Origin of the sequence: Exiguobacterium sp. s122 (genome assembly GCF_018618475.1) — a bacterium.
Classification (GTDB): Bacteria; Bacillota; Bacilli; order Exiguobacteriales; family Exiguobacteriaceae; genus Exiguobacterium; species Exiguobacterium himgiriensis.
The window spans coordinates 764,033-783,756 of record NZ_JACSMD010000001.1; the positions used below are offsets into that span (position 1 = coordinate 764,033).

The window sequence follows — 19,724 nt, forward strand, 5'->3', positions numbered from 1 at the left end:
CATTGGGAAGTAGATGTCAATCGAATCAATATTCTGAATATTTAAAATGGTAAATCGGGGACATCGGTCCAGGACTTAAGTCTTAGTTAGAGGAACAAAGGAAAACATAAGAAGATAGCGTTACTCCTGTCGAACCAACGATTTTGAAGGAAAATTTTTAAATGGGAGGGAGAGCTTATAAACTTTTGTTGGCTCCATACGATATATACAACAAAGGGGGTATTTACATGTTCTTGAAACAAAAGCCAACCACTGTCTCGTTGCAAACTTCTTCAGAACTGTCGTTCGTCGTCATCAAATTGAACGACAAGATGGAAGCACAACGACGACTCATTCTTCTTGAACGAGAGGATTTAGCGCTACTTCGAGCATATCGAAACGAATTACAAGCTTTGACCCCGACGTTAGTCCATGTATTTTATGAAGAACTTGAGAAGATAGAAGAGATGCGAGCAATGATTCAACAGCATTCCTCATCTGACCGTTTGAGGTTGACCTTGTCGAATCACATTGCGGAGATGTTCGAAGGGGTGTTAGATGACACGTATATTCATAAACGGTTAGCGATCGCAAAGCGACATCATTTGATTGGTCTCCAGGGCAAATGGTATATCGCAGCGTTTCAAAAGATTTTTGAGAACATCGTATGGGCCATCGAGCAAGAAGCATTATCAAGTGAATCAAAAATCAAACTCATCGTCGCCGTCTCAAAAATTTTTAACTTCGAACAACAAATCGTACTCGAGATGTTTGATGATGAGGCGGAAAAAGTACGACGTGAAATCGAGGCAATCAAGTTTGAGGTAACGAGAGCGGTCCAAAAAGCGAGCGAAGATTTGGCGGCTATGACCGAAGAAGTAATGGCCAACTATCAAGTGATGAACGACCGTGCTCTTGAAATGGAAAAGACGAGTGATTTAACAACAGATAAGTTAAAAGCGATGCGAGAGTCTTCAGCAGAAGGGAAGTTGGCGATTCAAAAAGAATCCGATGCCCTCGGGGGAATCGCGGATGATTTAACGGTCTCAGCTCAACATATTCACGAGCTTGAAGGGCTGACTGGGGAAATCGTCGTCATCGCCGAGGCCGTCAAACGAATCGCGAATCAGACGAACATGCTTAGTTTAAATGCAGCGATCGAGGCCGCGCGCGCCGGTGAACAAGGGAAAGGGTTTCATGTCGTCGCGACAGAAGTCAGGCAACTGGCAAATCAATCGAAAGAATCAGCGGAACAAGTGAGTAATTTGATTCAACGGTTGACGAAGCGGATGGACGAGACGTCAAGACGCGTCGTCATGACGGAGCGTGAGATGCAACAGTCGATGTCACGAATGAATGGAATCAATGAAACGTTCTCACGCATTTCAGACGCTTCAGAACTTGCCGACGGTCAAATGGCGCAGTTGGCAACAGATATTAGCGGCATGGTCGATGTCATCACCGACTTGAAACGTGCGACTGCCCAGATTGCCGATTCCTCGATAGAATTAAATGAAACGTCAAGACGATTTTAAAACAAAAAGAAGCGGCGCGCGCCGCTTCTTTTATTTAATGACTTTATGCTTCCACAGAATCCCTGACTTGAGTAAGCGGGCCACTTTCCCAGTGAGCGATTGTTTCCCCATGAACACGCCGAATCCGGCCTTCTTTCCGAGCGATCCGAGTGTACCTTTCAACTTGATTGCCGGAAGGTCCGGGTATGATACACCTTTCCATTTACAGAGAAGCACTTGAACGATTTGCTCGGCTTGGGCTTCTGCCAATTGACCAGAAGGGGCGTACGGCAAACTTGCGTTATCCCCGACAACGAAGACATCAGGTGCTTCCGGGACGTGATGATGCGGTGTCAACTTGACTCGACCACCGCCGTCGAGTTCCCATCCTTGATTCCGAACGACGGCGACCGGTTGAATGCCAGCCGTCCAAACAATCAAATCTGATGGGAAGAGGTCGTCGTGATTCCATAACCCGTCTGCATCGACGCGGGTGATGTTGGCGTTGTTGATGACGTCGACACCGTGCTCTTCGAACCAGGACTGGACGTACATCGAGACGCGATTCGACAAGAACGATAAGACGGAAGGACCGCGGTCGAAGAGACGGACGGTTAAATCCGGGCGGCTTTCACGAAGCTCGCTGGCGAGCTCGACGCCAGACAGTCCGGCTCCGACGATGGAGACGACAGAACCGGGTGAGAGCCCGTTGATGGCCTGTTGCGTCTTCCGAGACTCTTCAAGCGTCTGGATGCTATACGTGAACTCGGCTGCACCGGGCACGTTATGGTATTTGTCTTCACAGCCAAGCCCGATGACGAGGTCGTCATACGGAACTTTTTCCCCGCTTGCAAGGAGTACCATTTTGTCATTCGTGTCGATGTCCGTCACTTGGCCGTATATGTAGTCGATTCCTTCCGGGAAGTCGACTCGGATGTCACGATCTGACACCGTTCCCGCGGCCAAAGCATAATACTCTGTTTTTAATCCATGATAAGGCAGGCGATCGACGAGTGTGATCGATACGTCATTCAGCTGATGGCTGAGCACACGTTCAATGACACGCATTCCCCCGTAACCGCCTCCTAAGACGACTAATTTGCGCATAAAAATCCCCCTTTGTTACTCTTTAACTGTATCATGTTATAATCTGCCGTAGAAGAACCATTTTCCTGATTCTAAAGGAAAGAAAGACGGTGAAAGCAATGATGAATCCAATCATCGAGTTCTGTGCCTCGAACTTAGCGATGGGCTCCCAAATCGCTCGCGCCAAGCTCGAAAGTGACCCTGACCTCGACGTAGTCGAGTATGGCTGTACCGGCTATTGCGGCGTCTGTTCGATCGACTTGTTTTGTCTTGTCGATGGAGAGGTCGTGACAGGAGAAACACCTGAGGGACTTGTGACGAACGTATATGAAAAAATCGAAGAAATGGCATGGTAAAAAGTTTGGAGTTTCTTCAAACTTTTTTTCATTTTGACCCGTTGCTTTTTTAAAAGTGGTCTGTTATATTCAAAGAGGTTCGAATGTAGGTTGTCTGACGTTTAACATCAAAAAAAGAAAGCGTTTCAAACGGTAGGACACATCTTGTTTCGGGTATGACACAAATAATAGCTTTTCCTAATATGAAAGGAGCACAACACCAATGAAAATCATGAGTGTGGTTGGTATTTTGGCACTAATTGCAATCGCTTACATGTTCTCAACCAACCGTAAAGCCATTAAATGGCGCACAGTGTTAGCGGCCTTCGCTATCCAATTCTTATTTGCTTTCCTCGTCCTTTATACGTCGGCTGGCCGAGCAGTATTGCTTTGGATCTCGGAAGGGGTTCAAAACGTCTTAAACACGGCAAACGCAGGGATCAGCTTCGTCTTCGGTACAGCCGTAGGCGGCGACAACTTCGTCTTCGCGTTCCAAGTTTTGACGATTATCGTCTTCATGTCTTCACTCATCGCGCTTCTTTACTACATCGGCGTCATGCAGTGGGTCATCCGGATCCTCGGAACAGCACTTGCGAAAGCGCTCGGTACGTCACGTAAAGAGTCGCTCTCGGCGACGGCGAACATCTTCGTCGGTCAAACTGAGGCACCACTCGTCATCAAACCGTATCTTCCGACGATGACACAATCGGAGCTCTTCGCAGTCATGGTCGGTGGTCTCGCGTCGGTTGCCGGTTCGGTACTTGCTGGATATGCCGCACTTGGTGTACCTCTTTCGTACTTGCTCGCAGCAAGTTTCATGGCTGCTCCGGCAGGTCTTATGTTCGCAAAAATCATCGTTCCTGAGACAGATGAGCCAGATGACAACATCGAAATCGCGGAAGATGAAGAGAACAAAGCAGCAAACTTTGTCGATGCGGCCGCTCGTGGTGCCTCAGACGGTCTCTTCCTCGCGTTGAACGTCGGTGCGATGCTTCTCGCCTTCGTTTCATTGATTGCACTCGTCAACTTGATTCTCGGTGGAATCGGTGGCTTGTTCGGATTCGGTGACCTTACGGTTCAATTGATTCTTGGTTATGTGTTTGCTCCGCTCGCGTTCGTCATCGGTGTCCCTTGGGCAGATGCCGTTCAGTTTGGTAGCTTCCTTGGACAAAAACTTGTCTTGAACGAGTTCGTTGCCTTCTCTGAGTTCGCACCAATCATTGGTACGGGTGAGCTTTCAGCTCGTACGGAAGCCATGACGGCGTTCGCGCTTTGTGGATTCGCTAACATCTCGTCGCTTGCGATTCTTCTTGGTGGTCTTGGTGGTATGGCTCCAAACCGTCGCGGTGATATCGCACGCATGGGTGTTCTCGCGATTCTCGCAGGTACGCTTGCGAACTTGATGTCAGCAACACTCGCTGGACTTCTTCTCTAATCGAATGCGTTATACTTCAAGTGATCACTTTGGTGGTCACTTTTTTATTTGAAGGGGGGATAAAATAATGTATGCTGTGATTGCTTTATTTGATAAAAAAACGGAAGAAGAAATCAAAGGATTGTGGAGTGGGTTAAGAGACGAGCAAATCTCTTCTTATGCCTATGAAGTACCAGCTCGACAACCTCATCTTACGATTGCAAGTTACAAGCAAGTAGAGGTTCCGCTTTTTATTGAAACCATGCAAGCACATTATCAAAATAAAGAATGCATTCCTTTCGTATTCAGTACGTTAGGCACATTTATCCATTCAGGTACGTTGTTTCTCGCTCCGACCATCTCGGTTGAGTTAAGAGAGTTTCATCTACGTCATCATTTTATTTTTAAACAGTTTGACGATGACCCTGCTTCTTTATACTTACCGGATTTCTGGGTCCCTCATTGTACACTCGCAAACCGGTTGACGAGAGGTGAGAGGCTAGCGGCTTACGAATACTGTTCGGAACATATCAAAACGTATAATCGAGAAATAACAGGGGTCGCATTCATTCACCTCGTTGCTCCGAACGATGTCAGGACAATTCATAAAATGACGTTCAAAAAAAGCACCTAGTTTTCTAGGTGCTTTCCACTTATGCTTGAAGTTGCATGCGCTGACGTTCGATCCACGGCTTCAATTTAATGAAGAGCGGGACGAACAACGCCGTGATCAACAATGCTTTGATAAGGTTAAACGGCAAGATTCCATAAAGGACGAGGTTCGTCTTCACAGCCGGATCGGCCATCTCAGCCATCCCGAAGAAGAACGCGTATGCCGGTAAGATGATTAAATAGTTCAAGATTGCCAAGCTGAGCGCCATTGTAATCGTTCCGGCGAGAAGACCCGAAGCGAGCGCTTTGTTCGTTTTGCGTTTATGGTAGAACCAAGCGACCGGATACATGAAGGCGACACCCGCGAAGAAGTTCGCAAGTTCACCGACCGGCACGCCGCCACCGTTAAAGACGTAATACAAGACGTTTTTTAGAGCGACGACCACGACACCTGCGAGTGGAGAAAAGACGATACCGGCGACGAGCGCTGGGATGTCACTGAAATCCACTTTTAGGAATGGCGGGAGGAAAGGCAGCGGGAAGTTAAAGAGCATGAGGACGAATGAGATCGCCCCGAGCATCGATAGCGTCACCAGTGTAGTTAATCGTTTGTTGCGCGTTGTTTTCATCAAAATCTCTCCTTTTGTCGCTCCTTGATGAATGGCACCCGTCGCATAGAAAAACCCGATTGCATCATACAATCGGGAGAGTTTACGCGCATACGAAATAGATGTTTTCCGTCGTGAAAAACTCCACGTCAAAGAAAACATCCGAATATCGGTCGGATGCCGCCATCTTCTCCCATCCAGACTTTACTGTCGGCTTTCGAATCTCACGAAATCAGCAAGCAACGCCTTGCTCGCTCACGGGCTGAGAAGAACGTGTCTTCAATACCGCCGGTCGGGAATTTCACCCTGCCCCGAAGATGGAACGATTTAATTTTTTTTGTTACAGTTTAGTTATACAAGATAATTCACAAAATCTCAAGCGAGTTGACTTGAGATTAAGATAATTAAGGAGGAGTTCAGATGATTCATTTGACAGAGTCAGCGGCGCTACAGGTCATCGACATGATGAAACAAACCGAACGCCCCGAAGCGCAGTATTTGCGAATTAAAGTCCAAGGCGGCGGCTGTACGGGTTTGTCGTACGGGATGGGGTTTGATGAAGAGAAGAGCGACAAGGATGTCCAGTTCGATCATCACGGCGTCCGCGTCATCGTCGCCGAGGCCGACCATGGGGTCGTCGATGGGCTTGAGATCGACTACAAGCAGTCGATGCTCGGAGGTGGGTTTACGATCAAAAACCCGAACGCCATCGCGACATGCGGTTGTGGCTCGAGTTTCCGGACGGCCTCGAACGCCGGCACACCGGGAGATTGCTAAACGTATGGCCAATCGTACAGACGATTGGCCTTTTTTTGATTCAGTCGATTTCCTCAATCAAAATCAAGCGAATCACTTTTGACGTCGCATCCAGTTCGATGTGATGTTGCCAAGGGCGGAACGCTGAGATTTTACACGTGTCGGTCGTGATTTGGAACGAGCAGATGCTCTCTTGCTCTTGGTCGAGAATTGAATAGCGACTAAAATCTGATAAGCTTTGGTAGATGGCGTACTGTTTCGGTACCTCACACGTCCATCCTTTTTCTAACATCATCTGATGCATCCGCTTCGCCTCTTTCTTCTTTCATATATATAAGAATAACAAAAAGATTCAAGAGTGTGGAAGATTAGTCAGGAGTCCGTGAGGGAAAATGAAAAGAGATGTCATTTTGATGTAGGAGGGAATGGGACGATGAGAAAAGTGTTGATTTTCGGTGGCTCGCGCTATTTTGGTAAACGGTTGGCGCTTCGATTGGCAGAGGCGGGAGACGACGTGACGATTGTGACGCGAGGACAGTTACAAGTACCGGAGGCAGAGGGCATCCGTTCGGTCAAAGGAGACCGTCAATCAGTGGCGACGATGAAAGACTTGTCACGGGAACGTTATGACCTCGTCTATGACAACATTTGCTTTACACCCTATCAGGCGAAAATTGCGTCTGATGCGTTTATGGACCAAGTCGGGAAGTACGTACTGACGTCGACGATGTCTGTGTATGCACCCGGCGCCGAGCTAAAGGAAAGTGACTTCAATCCGCTCCATTATGACTACCACCTCGATGCCGAACACGATTACGGCCAAGGGAAGCGGGAGGCGGAATCGTACTTCTTCAACCGGGCCTCGTTTCCGGTCTCGACTGTCCGGCTGCCGATTGTGCTCGGTCCCGATGACTACACCGATCGTCTCAAATTTTACGTCGATGCGATTCGGCGAGAAGAGCCAATCGTCCTCCATCATCCCGAAGCGAAGATGGGCTTTATCTCGAGTTTTGAAGCGGCCGCCTTTTTAGAATGGGTCGGTCGGGCCAACGTGACCGGTCCGTTTAATGCAGCGAGCGAGGGGGTTATCTCGATGGGCGCGCTCATGGAACGAATTGGTCAGCATTTAAATAAACCGATCCACATTATTAAAGACGGGGAATCTTCGCCTTATGACACAGATGTCGACTACTACATGTCAATCGCCGAGGCGAAAAAGGCAGGCTTCGTTTTCACGAAACTTGATGACTGGATCGACCGAGTCATTCTTCAAACGATCCGCAAATGAAAAACGGCCTCTCATCAATGAGGGGCCGAATCTATTATTTCCCGGCAAATACCGAGGTCGAGTGTTGTGGGTGACGCGCTGTCGGGTCGACGAGCTGCTTCACTTGGTTGATGGCGATCGGGGCTTCACCGAAGCCTGTCGCGATTAATTTGACTTTTCCTTCATACGTGGCGATGTCTCCACAAGCGAAGATGCCAGCGACCGTCGTCTCCATACGCGAGTCGACACGAATCGTGTTCTTCTCGAACTCCATGCCCCAGTTTTTGATTGGGCCGAGTGATGAGACGAATCCGTAGTTACAAATCAAATCATCGACTTCGATGAACTTCGACGTACCGTCTTTGTCCGTCAATTCGACTGATTCGATGTGCGTCTCTCCTGAAAGCGACTCGATGTTGTAAGGCGTCCAGACGTTGATCGTCGAGGCTTTCATCTGTTCGACCGTATGTTCGTGGGCGCGGAAGCGGTCACGACGGTGAACGATGTGGACTTCTCTCGCGATGCCTTCGAGCATGAGGGCCCAGTCGACTGCCGAGTCGCCACCACCGGCGATCATGACGCGGCGGTCGCGGAACTTCTCCATGTTGTCGACGAAGTAATGAAGGTTCGCGAAGTCTTCGCATCCATCAAGACCGAGCGGACGTGCGGCGAATGCCCCGTTCCCGGCTGTGATGATGATCGCCTTCGTATGATACTCGTCTTTGTTTGTCGTGATGTGGAACGAGCCGTCTTCAAGGCGCTCGACCGTCTCGACCGTCTCGCCGAGGCGATAGTCTTGTTCGAACTGATCGGCTTGTGCCTTCAGTTGGTCGATCAAATCTTGGGCTTTCACTTTCGGGAAGCCGGCGATATCATATATATATTTTTCTGGATAGAGCGTTGATAACTGGCCACCAAGTTGTGGCAAGCTTTCAATCAACGTCGCATCGAGTTGGCGCATACCTGCATAAAATGCGGTGAACAACCCGACCGGGCCGCCACCGATGATGATCACATCTTTCGTCGATTTCATCGAATTCCTCCTCAAAACGTATACATTTATTATAATGACAATCGTCAATTAAATCCATTCTGTACAAACATGCTACAGATTCAAAAAAAATTCAAGAAGATAAGCTTTACCATTGAGAATTTGAGACAAAGAGCGTACAATGACAGAGAAGCAATTGTGAACATTGTTTAACAAGGTTTAGGCTTTATTGTGAACATCTATGTGAAATAACACACAACATGATTGTTCAAGAAAACAAATCTATGAAACATAAGGTGGAAATGAACATGAAACGACCTAACATCGTTATTCTCGGCGCAGGTTTTGGTGGACTCATTACAGCAGTCAACCTTCAGAAGACACTTTCAGCTGGAGACGCGAATATTACGCTCATTAACAAACATGATTACCACTATCAAACGACATGGCTCCATGAGCCAGCAGCAGGGACAATGAAACCTGACCAAGCTCGTATTTACATTAATGACGTCGTCAACCCGTCACGCGTGAAATTTGTCAAAGGGATCGTCGATCGCGTCGATACTACGGCAAAACAAGTATTGCTCGCAGACGGCTCGACAGTCGAATATGATTACGTCGTATTCGCACTCGGCGGTGTTCCGGAGACGTTTGGTATCCCTGGCCTCAAAGAGAACGCGATGACAATCAGCTCGCTCAACAGCGTCCGTAAAATCAAAAACCATATCGAGTACTCATTCTCAGAATATAAATCAAACAACTCGGCAGATCGTTCATATGTGACAATCGTCGTCGGCGGTGCAGGCTTCACAGGAATCGAATTCCTCGGAGAGCTTGTGAACCGAATTCCTGAACTTTGCAAGCAGTATGACGTCCCACGCGAAGCTGTTCGGATCGTCAACATCGAGGCTGCACCAACCGTTCTTCCTGGATTCGATCCAGACCTTACGACGTACGCACAGAAATGGCTCGAGCGTAATGGTGTCGAGATGAAACTCGGCAACGGAATTAAAGGTGTAGAGCCAGGCGTCGTGACGTTCGGTCCGCTCCAAGGCGATACGACAGAGACGATTCACGCGAACACGATCATCTGGACAGGTGGCGTTAGTGGTAGCCCGATCATCGAAAAATCAGGCTTCGAAGCTGTACGTAACCGTGTCATGGTCGAAGCGGACAACCGTGCCCCTGGTCACGACAACGTCTTCATCATTGGTGACTGTTCAGCGGTCATGGACCCGGTATCGAACCGTCCATACCCACCGACAGCGCAAATCGCGACACAACAAGCACATAACGTCGCGAAAAACATCGCCGCGCTCATCAACGGGAAATCGACTTCGAAATTCGCGTACGAGAGCAAAGGGACTGTGGCGTCACTTGGTCATAACGACGGCATCGGGATCGTCATGGGTAAAAAAATCTATGGTCGCAACGCTTCGTTCATGAAGAAAGTGATCGACAACAAACACTTCCTCGAATTGAAGAAGTACGGACTCGTCCTTAAAAAAGGGAAGTTCTAACTCCCACGCGTCAACCCGTTCTTCGGAACGGGTTGTTTTTTGTTCATCACGACGTCAATCTTTTTTGACCCGTTCGAGCGATTTTCGGTATAATAGACGATGGGAAAAGGGGGCAATTGTATGCATATTATCCAGGCAGTCATCGGCGCCATTTTATATTTGGTCATCTTCTTTAGCATCGGCTTCATCTTGAATATGTTACTGAAAAAGACGTGGACACTCGTCTTCATTTATCCGATTTTCGTCATTTTAATGATTGATAACGTCAAGCTCTCTAGTTATGTCACCGAAACGTCGACCGCACTCGCAAGCGTCTATGAACGCCTGCTCGGCTTGCAGTTTCTTGACATCTTTATGCTCGGTTTCGGTTTGCTCGGTGCGATTTTGGCCGGTGTGACGATTCGATTTTTGCGTAAGAGCGGTTATTCGATGTTTTAAAGACGACAGAAATGTTCGTCTTTTTTGTTTTCCGCCTACTTTTTTAGGGGATGAACCGATATACTAAGTACGAAACGATTATAGTGAGTAAGGGATGCGATACGAATGACATTACCGATGTATACGATCAAAAAAGTGTTGAATAATAGCGTTGTCATTTGTCAACATGATACGGATCCGGAAGTCATTCTACTCGGGAAGGGGATTGGCTTTGGCAAAAAGGCGGGCGATCTCGTCGACCCGGCCAGTGTCCCGGAGAAAGTGTATCAGTTGACCGACAAAGAAGAACAGTCGCAATATCGCGAGCTCGTCAAACATGTCGATGAAGACTTTATCGCCTTCATGCAAGAGATTGTCGGCTTCATCGAAACGAGTACGGGCAAGAAAGTCGATCAACATATCCATATCGGTTTGACTGACCACTTGTTCTTTACGATGAAGCGAATCGAGCAAGGGATGGAAGTGACGAATCCGTTTCTCCTTGAGACCGAATCGCTCTATCCGAACGAATATTCACTCGCGGAACGCATCGTCGACATGATTCATGAACGGCTCGATGTGTTGTTGCCAGACGCCGAGATCGGATTTATCGCGCTTCATATCCATTCGGCGACGACGTTTAAAAACGTCCTGGAAGTGAACCGTCATAATCAAATTATCGGGCTGATCGTTCAGACGATTGAGAGTCGGCTGAACGTCAAAATGGACAGGTCTTCACTCGATTATAAGCGCTTACTTCGGCACTTAAGGTACGCCGTTGAGCGGGTTGCGACGGGTGAGCTCGTCGAGGCTCCACAAAAAATAGAAAAGGTGTTGCGTGAAGAATATCCGCTATGCTATAGTACTGCTTGGGAGCTGATGGGCATCATGGAACGCGAATTAAAGCGTCCTGTCCCGCGAGGTGAAGCGACATATTTGACGATGCATCTCCAGCGACTTACAAGTAGATAACTGATACCACGTATCTTACGTGTTACTGATTCGATCAGGCATGAGTAAGGAGTGGAACGGCTTACGATTTCTCTAAGAGGAGAAGTCTACGTTCTGTCCCTTATTCATGCCTGTTTCTGTTTTTATAAACGTTTATTATGAAAACGTTTAGATACGTCGGTTGTCTGACATCTACGTCGTCCATTCGTATTACAAAAACAAGAAGGAGGATTTATCATGTTTAAGCAGATTTTTGGTGTTCTTCAAAAAGTCGGTAAAGCACTTATGCTTCCTGTTGCAATCTTACCGGCAGCCGGTCTTCTCCTTGCATTCGGTAACGCAATGCAAAACCCGGCGCTTACATCACGCGCTGGCTGGTTAACGAATGCAGGCGTCGTGAAATTCGCTCAGCTCATGGAGCAAGCGGGTGGCATCATCTTCGCGAACTTGGCACTCTTGTTCGCTGTCGGTGTCGCGATCGGGTTAGCTGGGGACGGCGTTGCCGGACTCGCGGCCATCGTCGGATTCCTCATCATGAACCAAGTCATGGGAATCTGGCTCGAGCTCACGCCTGAAGTCATTGCACAAGGTGACCCGGCATACGCGACAGTACTCGGGATCCCGACACTCCAAACAGGGGTATTCGGCGGGATTATCATGGGTCTGATTGCCGCATGGGCGTACAACAAGTACTTCAACATTGAATTGCCGCAATTCCTTGGCTTCTTCGCTGGTAAGCGTTTCGTCCCAATCGTCACGGCTGTTGCCGCGGTCGTCGCTGGTTTCGTTATGCTTCTTATCTGGCCACCAGTTCAGCACGGTTTGAACTCATTCTCAAACTTCATGTTGACTGAAAATCGCACGTTCGCCGCGTTCATCTTCGGTTTGATTGAACGCTCATTGATCCCGTTCGGTCTCCACCACATCTTCTACTCACCGTTCTGGTTCGAGTTCGGTCAATATACAGATGCAGCGGGTAACATCGTCCGTGGTGACCAAGCAATCTTCTTCGCACAAATCCGTGATGGCGCTGAGTTGACAGCTGGTACGTTCATGACTGGTAAATACCCGTTCATGATGTTCGGTCTTCCTGCTGCAGCACTCGCGATGTACCATGAAGCACGTCCAGAACGTAAAGCAGTCGTCGGTGGTCTCTTGGCTTCGGCAGCACTCACATCGTTCTTGACTGGTATCACAGAGCCGATCGAGTTCTCATTCTTGTTCGTTGCTCCACTCTTGTTCGCTGTACACGCAGTCTTCGCTGGCCTTTCGTTCATGGTCATGCACATCTTGAACGTCAAAATCGGGATGACGTTCTCGGGCGGTTTGATCGACTACCTTCTCTTCGGTGTACTTCCTAACCGTACAGACTGGTGGCTCGTCATCCCAGTCGGTCTCGTGTTCGCAGTCGTTTACTACTTCGGATTCCGTTTCGTCATCCGTAAGTTCAATCTTAAAACACCGGGCCGTGAAGATGAAGTCGTTGAGCAATCAACTGCTACTGGTTCGGAACTTGCACAAGATATCCTCGTTGGGTTCGGTGGTTCACAAAACATCAAACACTTAGACGCTTGTATCACACGTCTTCGCGTCGAAGTAAAAGATAAGAACCAAGTGAACAAAGAAGAGTTGAAACGTCTCGGGGCCGCAGGTGTCCTTGAAGTCGGAAACAACATTCAAGCGATTTTCGGACCACGCTCGGATGCATTGAAATCAGAAATGCAAGCCGTCATCGCGTCAGGTAACGAGAAGAAAGCAAACTAATTTTAGTGGAAAGCCAATCCTTCCTGGGTTGGCTTTTTTTGTGGACGCAAACGGTTTCAGGCATATGTCAGATGGGGAAAAGTAAGTATTCTGACAAAAGGAGGGAACCAAGATGTGGAAGAAAGTGTTTGGTGTCTTGCAACGGATCGGGAAGGCACTCATGCTTCCGGTTGCGATCTTACCGGCAGCCGGTCTCTTACTCGCGTTCGGTACCGCGTTCCAAAACCCTGATCTCGTCGCGCTCTTACCTTTCTTGGCAAACGATTCACTCGTCCTCATCTGGCAGGTCATGACCGATGCCGGGGATATCGTGTTTGCCAATCTCGGATTGCTGTTTGCCGTCGGTGTCGCCATCGGGCTAGCCAACGGGGACGGGGTTGCCGGGTTAGCAGCTATCGTCGGGTATTTGATTATGAACAAGGTTATAAGCACATGGAACGGCATCACTGCAGAAATCGTTCAAGGGGACCCGCAGTACGCGACTGTTCTCGGAATTCCGACACTCCAAATGGGGGTATTCGGGGGGATTATCGCCGGTCTCGTCGCCGCATTCGCTTACAACAAATACTTTAATATCAAGTTGCCAGAGTTCTTAGGGTTCTTTGCCGGGAAACGTTTTGTTCCGATTGCGACAGCCGCATTCAGTTTAATTATCGGGATTGCGCTCGCCTACATCTGGCCGCCAATCGGGGTCGCAATCAATACGTTCTCACGTACCATCATCGAAGCGAACGTGGCCGTCTCGGCCTTTGTTTTCGGATTGGTCGAACGGTCCTTGATTCCGTTTGGGCTTCACCACATCTGGTACTCTCCGTTTTGGTTCCAGTTCGGTGAATACACGAACCAAGCCGGGGACCTCGTCCAAGGGGACCAGCGGATCTTCTTCGCACAGCTTCGTGATGGCGTTGAATTTACGGCCGGGACGTATATGACCGGGAAATTCCCGTTCATGATGTTCGGGTTGCCAGCTGCTTGTCTTGCGATGTATCACACCGTGCCAAAAGAACGCCGTAAGAACGTCGAAGGGCTTTACTTCTCGGCGGCGCTCACGTCGTTCCTTACAGGGATCACAGAGCCGGTCGAGTTCTCATTCGTCTTCGTTGCGCCACTCTTGTTTGGGATTCATGCCGTGTTCGCCGGTCTATCCTTCATGACGATGCACTTGCTCAACGTCAAGATCGGGATGACGTTCTCCGGTGGATTGATTGACTACTTGTTGTTCGGGGTGTTACCGAACCGGACCGCATGGTGGCTCGTCATACCGGTCGGTCTCGTATTCGCCGTCATTTATTACTTCGGATTCCGTTTCGCGATTCAAAAATTCGACTTGAAGATTCCGGGTCGTGAAGCCGCCGTCGAAGGGAAAGAAGGGCGTACTGCCGTCGGAGACGATTTACCGCATGAAGTACTTGTCGGTCTCGGCGGTCCAGAAAACATTAAACACCTTGACGCTTGTATCACACGTCTCCGTGTCACCGTCAATGACGTCAAACAAGTCGATAAAGGGTTGTTGAAAGACCTTGGGGCGGCGGGTGTTCTCGAAGTCGGAGATAACATTCAAGCCATCTTCGGACCGAAGTCCGATACGCTCAAGTCTCAAATCGCTTCCATCATTGAAGGTGGAGAATATCGCGGGAAAGAAAAACCGGTCGTCACGTCAGGCACATCGAACCCAAAAGAAGAAGGATTCTTAGCGCCGATGTCGGGAACGATTTTGTCGCTTGATGATGTCCCGGATCAAGTCTTCTCTGGGCGGATGATGGGCGATGGATTTGCGATTGAACCGAGTGATGGAAAAGTCGTTGCACCATTCACCGGCACCGTCACTACCTTCTTCCCGACGAAGCATGCCATCGGACTACTTTCAGACGATGGACGCGAGATTTTGATTCACGTCGGTCTAGATACCGTCAACCTGAAGGGTGAGGGCTTCGACGCCAAAGTGAAAGAAGGCGATCGCGTCAAAGCAGGCGACGTCTTATTAGAAGTCAATCTTGATTTGATTCGAGATAAAGTCCCATCCCTCATCACACCGATCATTCTGACGAACGGTGACGGGAAACAGGTCATCGTCTCGTACGGTGAGTCGATTGTCGCTGGAGAAGAACTAGATTTCCAAATCGTGGATCGCATCGAGTAACGTGTCTCGCTTTCTTTTGTAAGCAGGCAAAACAAAAATCAGCTTCGTCTCGACGGGGAGACGAAGCTGATTTTTTATAGTCGATTACTTTTTAATGTCGAACTTTTGACTGAGGAAGTCCACGACTTCTTCTGCCGTGTCCATGTTGAGCACTTCGTTGACGATTGCTTCTGTTTCTGACTTCGTCAAACGTTTCACGAGGCTACGTGCGCGAAGGACGCTTGAAGCCGACATCGAGAATTCGTCAAGACCAAGTCCGAGAAGGATCGGGATCGCGAGTTCTTCTCCAGCCATCTCGCCACACATACCGACCCATTTGCCAGCTTTATGCGCTTCTGTGATGACGTTGTGGAGAAGGTTCAAGATGGCCGGGTTGAACGGTTGGTACAAGTACGAAACTTTCTCGTTCATGCGGTCCGCTGCCATCGTGTATTGAATCAAGTCGTTCGTGCCGACTGAGAAGAAGTCGACTTCTTTCGCAAACTGCTTCGCCATGACGGCAGTTGACGGAATCTCAACCATCATTCCTGTCTCGTAGTTGCCGACAGCGATGCCTTCCTCTTTCAACTTCGCTTCCTCTTCGAGAAGGAGTGCTTTCGCGGCACGGAACTCTTCGAGTGTCGCGATCATCGGGAACATGATGGCGAGGTCGCCGTGAGCCGACGCACGGAGAAGGGCGCGGAGCTGAGTGCGGAACAAGTCCGTCTCTTCGAGGCAAAGGCGAATCGCGCGATAGCCGAGGAACGGGTTCATTTCTTTCGGCAAGTCGAGGTAAGACAATTCTTTGTCGCCGCCGATATCGAGTGTACGGATGACAACTTGTTTGCCTTCCATACCTTCGAGCACTGATTTGTACGCGTTGTACTGTTCTTCTTCTGTCGGGAACGTCTCAGAGTCCATATATAGGAACTCGGTACGGTAGAGGCCGATCGCGTCTGCTCCGTTTTTGAGTACGCCTTCAAGGTCGTTCGGTGTCCCGATGTTGGCCGCAAGTTTCACTTTATGACCGTCCGCCGTGACCGACTCTTCGTTGACGAGTTGCTTCAATTCTTCTTTGTATGCTTCGAACGACTCACGTTTTGCAACGTATTCGTTGAGGAGCTCTTCTGAAGGATTGACGAACACGTCGCCTTCTGTTCCATCGATGACGACGACATCGCCATTTTTGATTTCTTCAAGTGCCACTTTCGTTCCGACAACAGCCGGGATTTCGAGTGAGCGTGACATGATTGCCGAGTGAGACGTACGTCCGCCAATGTTCGTTGCGAACCCTTTGACGTACTTACGGTTAAGTTGTGCTGTGTCAGATGGCGTCAAGTCTTCTGCGATGATGATGACTTCTTCAGAGATTGAAGCCGGTGTCATGAATGTCACGCCGAGGATGTGGGCCATGACGCGTTTTGTGACGTCACGTACGTCTGCTGCCCGCTCACGCATGTACTCGTTGTCCATTGATTCAAAGATCATGATCATCGTCTGCGCGACTTCGTCGAGTGCTTTCGCAGCGTTCATGTGTTCGCTTTCAATTTTCTCGTTCACTTGAGAAACAATCTCTGGATCTTCAACGATGAGCAAGTGTGCCGAGAAGATCTCAGCCTTGTCTTCGCCGAGCTCACGGAGTGTGATTTCGCGAATTTCTTCAAGTTCGACTTTCGATTGCGCGATTGCCGCATCGAAGCGAGCCTTTTCAGCTGCTACATCCTCGATTTTGTTCGTTGGGATGTCGAATGAAGGTGTTTCCATGACGAATGCTTTTGCAACTGCGATTCCTGCAGATGCGCCAATACCTTTAATGTGTGACATAAGCGTAGTCCCTCTCTTCAAAGAAATAGTGTGTTTCCGACGTTACCTCGTTAGTTCTTACCCGAAATGAAAAAGGAATTAACGAAAACGCGGAAGATTAGAGTAGCAACGGTCTGCGACTAGGGGAAGCCTCGACCGAACAAAATGGCCTCACCTCAACTGTGAGGGATGCCGGATTGCGTACTTACCTATCCTATCATAAAATAAAACCCCGTCACAACGAGGAGATAGCGCTTGAATTCGAAGATTTCTTGACTCTTGCGCGTACCGTTTTATTATTTTAAAGAAGTTCGTTATGCTAACTATATATAAAGAAGGGAAGTGGCACATATGTATCAAGTGAAAGCGCTAGACTGGACCGGATCGTATGAGACGATCGTGGTCGGAATCGGAGCGGCCGATACGATTGAGGAAGGGCTCGACACGTTGTTCAACGGGCGCGTGAAGTCGCTCATTCAAGCGTCTGATATCTCGACGAAGACTGGAGAAATTTCAATCGTTCCGACGTTTGAAGGCTCGGTGAAACGCATCCTGTTCGTCGGTCTCGGCCAACGGAACGAGAACACGACGGAACATCTGCGAAAATGGTTCGGGAAAGTCGCGAAAGAAATGAAGGCTAGAGCGTTCACCGATGTCGCCATTGCCCTCGAGACGTTCGATGCATCTGGAGAGCTGTTCGCAGAAGCGTATGAGCTGGCCATGTATGAACATCCTACATACAAGTCGACTCCGAAATCGAGCGTGCCGGACGTGACGATCACCCTTTGTGGTGACGTCGACGAGGAAGCGGTCCAAAGAGGGGCTGCGCGCGGTCGTGGGGTGAACGTGGCACGTTCGTTGACGATGATGCCGGCAAATATATTAACAGCCGAAGCGCTCGCGGAGTTTGCGGTCGAATTGGCGGAACGACACGGGTTCAAGCATCGGATTCTCGACAAGGAGGAGATGGAAGGGCTCGGGATGGGTGCCTTACTTGCCGTCAACCAAGGCTCGACGTTGCCGCCGAAGTTGATTGTGCTCGAGTATAACGGGGCTGGGGAAGACGCGCCGATTGCAATCGTCGGAAAAGGCGTCACGTTTGATACGGGTGGTTATTCGATTAAACCGAAAGACGGAATCGTCGGCATGAAAGGTGATATGGGTGGTGCGGCGACGGTACTTGGCTTGTTCGAGACGCTTTCGACGACGAAACCGGCTGTCAACGTCCTTGGGGTCATCCCGGCGACAGACAATATGATTTCAGGTGACGCGTTTAAACCAGATGACGTCATCACGGCGATGAACGGGAAGACGATTGAAGTGTTGAACACTGACGCGGAAGGGCGCCTCGTCCTCGCGGATGCGGTGACGTTCGCGAAAACGTATGAGCCACAAGCGATCATTGACGTCGCGACACTGACAGGTGGTGTACTCGTCGCGCTCGGCACGGAAGTGACCGGCTGTTTGACGAATGACGACGCGCTATACGGGGCGCTCGAGACGGCGAGCCGAGAAACGAACGAGCTTGTCTGGCAAATGCCGTACTTTGACGTGTTCATCAATCAAGTCCGGAAGTCGGAAGTGGCGGACTTGAACAACTCACCTGGGCGCTATGGACATATGATCTTTGGTGGGGCGTTCGTCGGAGAGTTCGTGGGCGATACGCCGTGGCTCCACCTCGATATCGCCGGGACGAGCGAGCGCGCTTCGGCGCATGAGCTCGGACCAAAAGGGCCGACGGGCGTTATGGTCCGCACACTTTCTACTTTACTCGACGGGTGGAATCGGTGAAACTAGGATTGGGATTGGTCGGTCTTGCCGCTCTGACCGGATTCGGTTATACGGCTTGGCCTTCCCAATGGCTTTTAGGCATCACCGTGTTTTGTGCGGTGTTCGGAATATTGGTTTTCATGCAGGAGGTACGCCGTGGTAGGAGTAGGAATTGATGGGGCACGCGGGAGCTGGGTACGCATCACGTACGATAGCATCTCGCTTTGTCTAACCATCTCAGAACAGTTAGAAGATTTAATGATTGATGGGGCCGTCCATTTTATCGATATGCCGAAAACGTTAGGGACGGTCGCGCAACCGAATCGGGCGTGTGACGCATACATGCGCTCTGAATTGACGAAACGAAAGTCGTCCATCTTTACGCCGCCGATTCAAGAAGTGTTAGAGGAAGAGACGTATGACGCGGCGAACGCGTTGAGCCGAGAACTGGTCAGTAAAGGAATCAGCAAGCAGGCGTGGAAACTCGCGCCCCGCATTCGTGAGTTTCAAAAACTCGACCGCGATGACGTATATGAGTCGCATCCAGAAGTGTGCTTTGCCGTCATGACCGGGCAAGAGGCACAGTTCAGTAAAAAGACGGAGGCTGGGGAAGCGGAGCGAATCGAGCTATTGCGTCGCTATTCAAACAGTTCCCCTTGGAAATGGAAGATGTCGAACGTACAGGTCGATGACATTATCGATGCCTGTATCCTCGCCGTCGCCGCCTATGAGGCCGGCACGACAGGTCTTACGACCGTTCCAGATCGAACTGAAAATGAGCCGTATGTAGCGGTGCCTACAAAGAGAGAGCGATGACG

18 protein-coding genes and 1 riboswitch are annotated in these 19,724 nt (G+C 49.5%); of the genes, 13 read left to right on the forward strand and 5 right to left on the reverse strand.

The features are described from left to right. Nucleotides 1–227: 227 nt before the first annotated feature. Nucleotides 228–1,514: a globin-coupled sensor protein gene (locus KNP92_RS03910; RefSeq protein ID WP_214837455.1), complete on the forward strand. Its 1,287-nt coding sequence runs from the start codon at nt 228–230 to the stop codon at nt 1,512–1,514. A 30-nt stretch (nt 1,515–1,544) separates the two neighbouring features. Here the strand turns inward: KNP92_RS03910 and KNP92_RS03915 are convergent, their stop codons facing one another. Next, nucleotides 1,545–2,600 (reverse strand): NAD(P)/FAD-dependent oxidoreductase, encoded by a 1,056-nt coding sequence (locus KNP92_RS03915; RefSeq protein ID WP_214837458.1) that lies wholly within the window; start codon nt 2,598–2,600, stop codon nt 1,545–1,547. A gap of 98 nt (nt 2,601–2,698) precedes the next feature. Between KNP92_RS03915 and KNP92_RS03920 the strand changes: the two genes are divergently transcribed. The 3 genes from KNP92_RS03920 to KNP92_RS03930 all read left to right on the forward strand — a co-directional run bounded on the left by KNP92_RS03920 (nt 2,699) and on the right by KNP92_RS03930 (nt 4,962). Continuing rightward, entirely contained in the window at nt 2,699–2,935 is a 237-nt protein-coding gene (locus KNP92_RS03920; RefSeq protein ID WP_214840191.1) for a YuzB family protein, read from the forward strand. 202 nt (nt 2,936–3,137) lie between these two features. Then, nucleotides 3,138–4,349 (forward strand): NupC/NupG family nucleoside CNT transporter, encoded by a 1,212-nt coding sequence (locus tag KNP92_RS03925; protein WP_214837462.1) that lies wholly within the window; start codon nt 3,138–3,140, stop codon nt 4,347–4,349. A gap of 67 nt (nt 4,350–4,416) precedes the next feature. Further along, entirely contained in the window at nt 4,417–4,962 is a 546-nt protein-coding gene (locus KNP92_RS03930; protein ID WP_214837465.1) for a 2'-5' RNA ligase family protein, read from the forward strand. A 19-nt stretch (nt 4,963–4,981) separates the two neighbouring features. On the opposite strand, the gene KNP92_RS03935 is transcribed toward KNP92_RS03930, so the two are convergent. Then, the gene (locus tag KNP92_RS03935; protein ID WP_034804154.1) at nt 4,982–5,569 is read right to left on the reverse strand and encodes an ECF transporter S component; all 588 of its coding nucleotides are present in this window, start codon (nt 5,567–5,569) and stop codon (nt 4,982–4,984) included. A 160-nt stretch (nt 5,570–5,729) separates the two neighbouring features. Further along, nucleotides 5,730–5,871: riboswitch (FMN riboswitch) on the reverse strand. Nucleotides 5,872–5,968: 97 nt separating this feature from the next. On the opposite strand from KNP92_RS03935, the gene KNP92_RS03940 reads away from it, so the two are divergent. Then, a complete protein-coding gene (locus KNP92_RS03940; RefSeq protein WP_214837468.1) occupies nt 5,969–6,325 on the forward strand; it encodes a HesB/IscA family protein in 357 nt (118 codons plus the stop codon). 40 nt (nt 6,326–6,365) lie between these two features. Here KNP92_RS03940 and KNP92_RS03945 read toward each other — a convergent pair whose 3' ends face one another. Next, a complete protein-coding gene (locus KNP92_RS03945; protein ID WP_214837470.1) occupies nt 6,366–6,596 on the reverse strand; it encodes a hypothetical protein in 231 nt (76 codons plus the stop codon). A gap of 141 nt (nt 6,597–6,737) precedes the next feature. Between KNP92_RS03945 and KNP92_RS03950 the strand changes: the two genes are divergently transcribed. Beyond that, nucleotides 6,738–7,592 carry a Rossmann-fold NAD(P)-binding domain-containing protein gene (locus KNP92_RS03950; RefSeq protein ID WP_214837473.1) on the forward strand — a complete coding sequence of 285 codons (855 nt, stop codon included), beginning with the start codon at nt 6,738–6,740 and terminating at the stop codon, nt 7,590–7,592. 34 nt (nt 7,593–7,626) lie between these two features. On the opposite strand, the gene KNP92_RS03955 is transcribed toward KNP92_RS03950, so the two are convergent. After that, entirely contained in the window at nt 7,627–8,604 is a 978-nt protein-coding gene (locus KNP92_RS03955) for an NAD(P)/FAD-dependent oxidoreductase (protein ID WP_214837476.1), read from the reverse strand. Nucleotides 8,605–8,870: 266 nt separating this feature from the next. Here KNP92_RS03955 and KNP92_RS03960 point away from each other — a divergent pair, with 266 nt between their 5' ends. The 5 genes from KNP92_RS03960 to ptsG (KNP92_RS03980) all read left to right on the forward strand — a co-directional run bounded on the left by KNP92_RS03960 (nt 8,871) and on the right by ptsG (KNP92_RS03980) (nt 15,354). Continuing rightward, complete coding sequence (locus KNP92_RS03960) at nt 8,871–10,082, forward strand: NAD(P)/FAD-dependent oxidoreductase (protein WP_214837478.1); 1,212 nt, start codon at nt 8,871–8,873, stop codon at nt 10,080–10,082. Between the two features lie 120 nt (nt 10,083–10,202). Further along, on the forward strand, nt 10,203–10,520 hold the full coding sequence (locus tag KNP92_RS03965) for a YuiB family protein (RefSeq protein WP_034805322.1): 318 nt from the start codon (nt 10,203–10,205) through the stop codon (nt 10,518–10,520). A 105-nt stretch (nt 10,521–10,625) separates the two neighbouring features. Further along, entirely contained in the window at nt 10,626–11,471 is an 846-nt protein-coding gene (glcT, locus tag KNP92_RS03970) for a glucose PTS transporter transcription antiterminator GlcT (protein WP_214837481.1), read from the forward strand. 216 nt (nt 11,472–11,687) lie between these two features. Beyond that, complete coding sequence (gene ptsG, locus KNP92_RS03975) at nt 11,688–13,214, forward strand: glucose-specific PTS transporter subunit IIBC (RefSeq protein ID WP_214837484.1); 1,527 nt, start codon at nt 11,688–11,690, stop codon at nt 13,212–13,214. Nucleotides 13,215–13,326: 112 nt separating this feature from the next. Continuing rightward, a complete protein-coding gene (gene ptsG, locus KNP92_RS03980; RefSeq protein ID WP_214837487.1) occupies nt 13,327–15,354 on the forward strand; it encodes a glucose-specific PTS transporter subunit IIBC in 2,028 nt (675 codons plus the stop codon). An 84-nt stretch (nt 15,355–15,438) separates the two neighbouring features. On the opposite strand, the gene ptsP is transcribed toward ptsG (KNP92_RS03980), so the two are convergent. Continuing rightward, on the reverse strand, nt 15,439–17,157 hold the full coding sequence (ptsP, locus tag KNP92_RS03985) for a phosphoenolpyruvate--protein phosphotransferase (RefSeq protein ID WP_214837489.1): 1,719 nt from the start codon (nt 17,155–17,157) through the stop codon (nt 15,439–15,441). Nucleotides 17,158–17,487: 330 nt separating this feature from the next. On the opposite strand from ptsP, the gene KNP92_RS03990 reads away from it, so the two are divergent. Continuing rightward, nucleotides 17,488–18,927, forward strand: coding sequence for a leucyl aminopeptidase (locus KNP92_RS03990; protein ID WP_214837492.1), 1,440 nt, complete (start codon nt 17,488–17,490; stop codon nt 18,925–18,927). 135 nt (nt 18,928–19,062) lie between these two features. Next, a complete protein-coding gene (locus tag KNP92_RS03995; RefSeq protein ID WP_214837494.1) occupies nt 19,063–19,722 on the forward strand; it encodes a DUF429 domain-containing protein in 660 nt (219 codons plus the stop codon). Nucleotides 19,723–19,724 lie beyond the last annotated feature (2 nt).